The sequence below is a fragment of the Cryobacterium sp. TMT1-2-1 genome (genome assembly GCF_004403955.1).
Lineage (GTDB): Bacteria > Actinomycetota > Actinomycetes > Actinomycetales > Microbacteriaceae > Cryobacterium > Cryobacterium psychrotolerans.
This window is the reverse complement of record NZ_SOHC01000063.1, coordinates 23,055-29,054: the sequence shown is the minus strand read 5'-3', so window position 1 is coordinate 29,054 and position 6,000 is coordinate 23,055. Positions and strand designations below refer to the sequence as shown.

The window sequence follows — 6,000 nt, the reverse complement described above, 5'->3', positions numbered from 1 at the left end:
TCGCCACTCGCTACGACAAACTCGCCCTCACCTACCGCGGAGGCGTCGTCCTCCGTGCCATCACCATCTGGTTACACGAATTAGGAGACACGCCCTAGGTCGGGAAGCCGATGATGCCGGCGTCGGCGGAATCGGCGCCGCGCTCGGCTTGCTCGGCCTCGGCGGCGCGGATCTCGTCCTGCAGGTCGCGGAGTGCGCTGCGGAGCGCCCGCTCGGAGTCGAGTCCCTGGGCCTTGGCCGCGGAGACGATGGCGAGCAGGATCGGGCCCAGTTCGTCTTCGCTCGAGATCGCCAGCGGTGAACCGCCATCCGCCTCGAGCAGGCCGATCTTCTGCGCGCGGCCGAGCACCTTGTCCGCCAGCGCGAGCGCGGGCATGCCCTGCGGTATCCCGTCGAGCACGCTCGTGCGGTGCGGTTTCTCCGCGGCCTTGAAGTCGTCCCAGGCCGCCACGACGTCGTCGGCCGTGTCGAGCACCAGGTCGCCGAAGACGTGCGGATGCCGCCCGACCATTTTGGCGTTCATGTGCGCGGCAACGTCCTGGATGTCGAAGTCCTCGCCGCGCGTCTGCGCCGCGATGTCGGCGTGGAAGATCACCTGGTAGAGCACGTCGCCGAGCTCTTCGATCATCTCCTCGCGGCCGCCGGCCTCGATCGCGTCGATGAGTTCGTGGCTCTCCTCGACGAGGTACTGCACCAGGGATTCGTGGGTCTGGTCGGCGTCCCACGGGCAGCCGCCCGGCGCGCGGAGCCGCGCGACCGTCTCGATCAGGAGGTCGAGTTGGCTCGGCTGGGCCGCGTCCGGCTGGACGTCTGGGTTGGTCATGAAGGCCTCCGGGGGTTGGTCTTGAGCGTCGGGTTGGCGGCCGCCTTGTCCGCTGCAGCCTTGTCGGCGGCCTTGTCGGCGGCCTTGTCGGCACCCTTCGCGGATGCCTCGGCAGCCTGAACGGGGAAGATCGTGGCCAGCAGACTGCCGGCCCACTCGATCAGCGCCGAATCCTCGAGCGGCTCCTCCGCTCCCATTCCGACGCTGACGCGGGGCATCGGCACCGTGAGCGAACCGTTCTGGGTGAAGTAACGCGAGCCGGGGTACATCCGTTGCAGGCGCACCTGGATCGAATCGGGCAGCTCGGCCGGGGCGACGCGCAGGTTCGAGCCCATCGCCACGACCTCGCTGAGCCCGATCTGCTGGGCCAGCCAGCGCAGTCGCGACACCGCGATGAGGTTCTGCACGGGCAGCGGCGGTTCGCCGTAGCGGTCGGTGAGCTCCTCCAGCACGAGGTCGATCTGTTCCTTCGCCGCCGTCGGCGAACTGGCGGTCGAGAGCTTCTGGTAGGCCTCGAGGCGCAGCCGCTCGCTGTCCACGTAGTCCTCGGGGATGTGCGCGTCGACGGGCAGCTCCAGTCGCAATTCGGTCTGCCCCTCGGCGACGTCGCCGCGGAACGTGCTCACGGCCTCACCGATCATCCGCAGGTACAGGTCGAAGCCGACCCCGGCGATGTGGCCGGCCTGCTCGCCGCCGAGCAGGTTGCCCGCGCCGCGGATCTCGAGGTCCTTGAGCGCCACCTGCATGCCGGCGCCGAGCTCGTTGTTCGCCGCGATCGTGGACAGCCGGTCGTGGGCGATCTCGGTGAGCGGCTTGTTCTCGTCGTAGAGGAAGTAGGCGTAGGCCCGCTCGCGCCCACGGCCGACCCGTCCGCGCAGCTGGTGCAGCTGGCTCAGGCCGAACTTGTCGGCGCGGTCGATGATGATCGTGTTGGCGTTGGCGATGTCGAGGCCGGTTTCGATGATCGTGGTCGAGACGAGCACGTCGAACTTGCGCTCCCAGAAGTCCACGACGACCTGCTCGAGCTGGGCCTCCGGCAGCTGGCCGTGGGCGACGGCGATCCGCGCCTCCGGCACGAGTTCGGACAGGTGGGCGGCGACCCGGTTGATGCTCGACACCCGGTTGTGCACGACGAAGATCTGTCCCTCGCGCAGCAGCTCCCGGCGGATGGCCGCGGCGACCTGGCGGTCCGAGTGCGGCCCGACGAAGGTGAGGATGGGGTGCCGGTCCTCGGGCGGGGTGGCCAGGGTCGACATCTCCCGGATGCCGGTGACCGCCATCTCGAGCGTGCGCGGGATCGGCGTGGCGCTCATCGCAAGGATGTCCACGTTCGTCTTGAGTTTTTTCAGGGCGTCCTTGTGCTCCACCCCGAAGCGCTGCTCCTCGTCGATGATCACGAGACCGAGGTCCTTGAAGACGATCGACTCGGACAGCAGCCGGTGCGTGCCGATCACGAGGTCGACGGTGCCGTCCAGCATCCCGGCAATCGTCTCCTTCGATTCCTTCTCGGTCTGGAACCTCGAGAGGGCGCGCAGGTGGATCGGGAAACCAGCGAATCGTTCCTGGAAGGTCTCCATGTGCTGGCGCACAAGCAACGTCGTCGGCACGAGCATCGCGACCTGTTTGCCGTCCTGGATCGCCTTGAACGCGGCCCGCACGGCCACCTCGGTCTTGCCGAAGCCGACGTCGCCGGAGAGCAGCCGGTCCATCGGGATCGGCCGCTCCATGTCGGCCTTGACCTCGTCGATCGTGGTGAGCTGGTCGGGCGTCTCCGCGAACGGGAACGACTCCTCGAGTTCGCGCTGCCAGGGCGTGTCCGGCCCGAAGGCGTGGCCCTTGCTGGCCATCCGTGCCGAATAGAGCTTGACGAGTTCGACGGCGATGTCGCGCACGGCCCGGCGCGCCTTGGTCTTGGCCGCCGACCAGTCGCTGCCGCCCATCTTGCTCAGCGCCGGGGCCTCTCCGCCGACGTAGCGGGTGACCAGGTCGAGCTGGTCGGTGGGCACGAACAGCTTGTCTCCGGGGTGCCCGCGCTTGGACGGGGCGTATTCGAGCACGAGGTACTCGCGCTTGGTTTTCACCGGGTTGCGGCCGCCGCTGGACACCTCGCGCTGGGTGAGCTCGAGGAACCGGCCGATGCCGTGCGTCTGGTGCACGACGTGGTCGCCGGTCTTCAGCTGCAGCGGATCGACGACGTTCTTCCGGCGGCTGGCGAGCTTCTTGACCTGCCGGGCGTCGTAGCCGACCGTGCGGCCGTAGAACTCCGACTCGCTGACCAGGGTGAGCTTCGTTTCGGGGAGCTCGAAACCGTGGTCGACGGATGCCTTGAGCAGGTAGGCGATGCCGGGCTCGGGGTTCGCCGGGAACTCGGTGACGATCCGGGCGGGGAGCTCGTGTTCGGCCAGCACGTCGGCGGCGCGTTCGACCAGCCCGGCGCCCTGGGCGACGACGGCCACGGTCCAGCCGTCCTTCAGCCGCTCGGCGAGGTGGCCCACGGCGCCATCGACGTTGCCCTGGAAGCTCGGCACGGCCTGGGCATCGAGGCGCACCGTGAGCAGGTCATCCAGCTCCCGGTGCTCCGGGAGCACGACCTCATCGGTGGGGGCGGCCTGGAACGAACTCAACGTCCACCACGCGTGGCGGGATGCCGGGGCGCCGGGCGCGCTGAATTTGACGGAGTCGCGGAGGGCGCCGAGGGTGAGGAACTCGCCCGACTCGAGGTCGATCGGCGCCTCGGCGCCGGCGGTGGCGGCGCTCCAGGCCGCGGAGAGGAACTCGCGGTTCGTTTCGCCCAGGCTGATGGCGCGCGACGCGACCCGCTCCGGCGAGATGACGGCGATCGCGGTGGCGCCGGGCAGGTAGTGCGTCATCGGCACGAGCCGGTCGACGAGGGCCGGGGCGAGGCTTTCCATCCCGTCGACCGGGATGCCCTCGGCGATCTTCGCCAGCATGCCGGCCAGGCTCGGGAACTCGTGCTGCATTTCGCGGGCACGCTGGCGCACGGCGGGGCTGAGCAGCATTTCGCGGCTCGGCGGAAGGCTGACCGAGGCGACCGGTTCGGGCAGGGAACGCTGGTCGGCAACCGAGAACGCCCGGATCTGCTCGACCTCGTCGCCAAAGAACTCGATCCGGTACGGGTGCGGCGCGATCGGCGGGAAGACGTCGAGGATGCCGCCGCGCACGGCGAACTCGCCGCGCCGGGTGACCATGTCCACCCGGGAGTAGGCGACGTCGACGAGACCGAGGGCGATCGCCGCCAGGTCGTGGCCGCGCGCACCCACGGTGAGCTCGATCGGGTCGTAGTCGGTGAGGTTGTCGGAGACGGGCTGCAGGGCCGCGCGCACCGAGGCGACGACGATGAGCGGGCGGCGTGTGGACGGGTCGGCCTCTTCCCAGTCGCGCATCCGGCGGAGGGCATAGAGGCGCCTGCCGACGATTTCGGCGCTCGGGCTGAGCCGCTCGTGCGGGAGCGTTTCCCAGGCCGGGAAGTCGATGATCTCGGCCTCGGAATCGAAGCAGGCGAGGTTCTCGCGGAGCGCCTCCGATTCGCGGCCGGTCGCCGTGATCACGAGCAGGGCACGGTCCTCGGCCGGGCGGCGGTCCATCAGGCCGGCCAGCAGGGGCGCCCGGAGGCCCTCGGCGAGCGAGAAATCGGCGTCCCGGTTCGCGTAAACGAGGGCGTTATCGAAGGTGGAGGCGCGCGAAAGCGCTGCGATTAAGCCCGAAAGGATCACGAGGCAAGTCTATCTGAGCCACGTGGGAGCCCGCCGAACGCCGACGCAGCCCGCCGAACTGTGAGTTTGGCACCTTCCCGCGCCCGGCGAAGGTGCCAAACTCACAGTTCGGCGGAGGGGGTGGCGCCTTTAGGCGGTGTGGAACTTGAGCTGTGCGGCGACGAGGCCGTCGGAGGCGATGAGTTCGACCGCGTCGGCGGCATCCGACAACAGGTTGGGCAGCGCGGCCCGCTCGGTGGACGAGAAGTCCTTGAGCACGAAGTCGGCCGAGGGCTGCCGGCCGGGGGGACGCCCGATGCCGACCCGCACCCGGATGAAGTCGTTGGTGCCGGTGGCGGCGATGATGTCGCGCAGGCCATTGTGGCCGCCGTGGCCGCCGCCGAGCTTGAGCTTGACGGTGTCGTACGGGATGTCGAGGTCGTCGTGCACGACGATCAGCCGCGACGGCTCGAGCGAGTAGAAGCGCAGCAGCGCCGCGACCGGCCCGCCGGACACGTTCATGAACGTGTTCGGCTTGGCCAGGACGAGCCCCGGCCCGCCCGGGAAGCTGCGACCTTCGGCGACGGCCGAATTCGTGCGGTGGGTCTTGAAGTTCGCCGCCATGCGGTTGGCGAGCTCGGCCAAAACCATCTGGCCGACGTTGTGCCTGTTGCCGGCGTAGCCGGGCCCGGGGTTACCGAGCCCGACTACGAGCCAGAGATTCGCGTCCAGGGAAGTCCTCCGCCTTCGGCGAATCCAGTCGAGAATTATTCGGCGGACTCGGTGGACTCGCCGGCCTCGGACTCGGCGGCCGCGGCTTCGTGCTCTTCCTCGGCGATTTCGGCGGCTGCGGCATCCGCTGCCTCGATGCCCTCGTCGGTGCCACGCGGGGTGTGCACGTACACGACGAGCATGTCGGGGTCGGAGATGAGCGTCGCGCCCTTGGGCAGTGCAACGTCCTTGGCGTGGATCTGCGCGCCCTCTTCGAGGCCCTCGATCGAGACGACGACGTTCTGCGGGATGTGCGTGGCTTCGACCTCGAGCAGCAGGGAGTGGGTGTCGAAGTCGGCGATGGTGCCGGGGAACGACTCACCGTCGAGGTGCACGGGCACGTCAACCTGGACCTTCTCGCCCTTGCGGACGACGATCAGGTCGAGGTGCTCGATGATCTGGCGTACCGGGTCCTTCTGCACGTCCTTGACCAGGGTCAGCTGGCTCTTGCCGTTGATGTCCAGCTCGAGGATGGCGTTGGCGCGGCGCAGGATCAGCGCGATGTGGTGCGCGGGAAGGGAAACGTGCACCGGGGTGGTGCCGTGGCCGTAGATGACGGCGGGGATCTTGCCGAGAACCCGCAGCTTGCGGGCAGCGCCCTTGCCGAAGCTTTCGCGCAGCTCGGCTACGACCTTGTTGTCGGTGGTGGATTCTTTCGCCATGGTGTTACTCCTTGCGGACCTCTACAGCCCA

General features: G+C 68.9%; 4 protein-coding genes. All 4 read right to left on the bottom strand.

Annotated elements, in window-relative coordinates:
* Positions 1-94 precede the first annotated feature (94 nt).
* The 4 genes from E3T33_RS11000 to E3T33_RS10985 all read right to left on the bottom strand — a co-directional run bounded on the left by E3T33_RS11000 (position 95) and on the right by E3T33_RS10985 (position 5,969).
* Positions 95-823 carry a MazG family protein gene (locus E3T33_RS11000; protein ID WP_134575307.1) on the bottom strand — a complete coding sequence of 243 codons (729 nt, stop codon included), beginning with the start codon at positions 821-823 and terminating at the stop codon, positions 95-97.
* On the bottom strand, positions 820-4,557 hold the full coding sequence (gene mfd, locus E3T33_RS10995) for a transcription-repair coupling factor (RefSeq protein WP_134575306.1): 3,738 nt from the start codon (positions 4,555-4,557) through the stop codon (positions 820-822). The genes E3T33_RS11000 and mfd overlap by 4 nt, the downstream gene beginning before the upstream one ends.
* 129 nt (positions 4,558-4,686) lie before the next feature.
* A complete protein-coding gene (gene pth, locus E3T33_RS10990; protein WP_092321235.1) occupies positions 4,687-5,268 on the bottom strand; it encodes an aminoacyl-tRNA hydrolase in 582 nt (193 codons plus the stop codon).
* A gap of 35 nt (positions 5,269-5,303) precedes the next feature.
* Positions 5,304-5,969, bottom strand: a complete 666-nt coding sequence (locus E3T33_RS10985; protein ID WP_092321234.1) for a 50S ribosomal protein L25/general stress protein Ctc — start codon at positions 5,967-5,969, stop codon at positions 5,304-5,306.
* Positions 5,970-6,000: the final 31 nt, after the last annotated feature.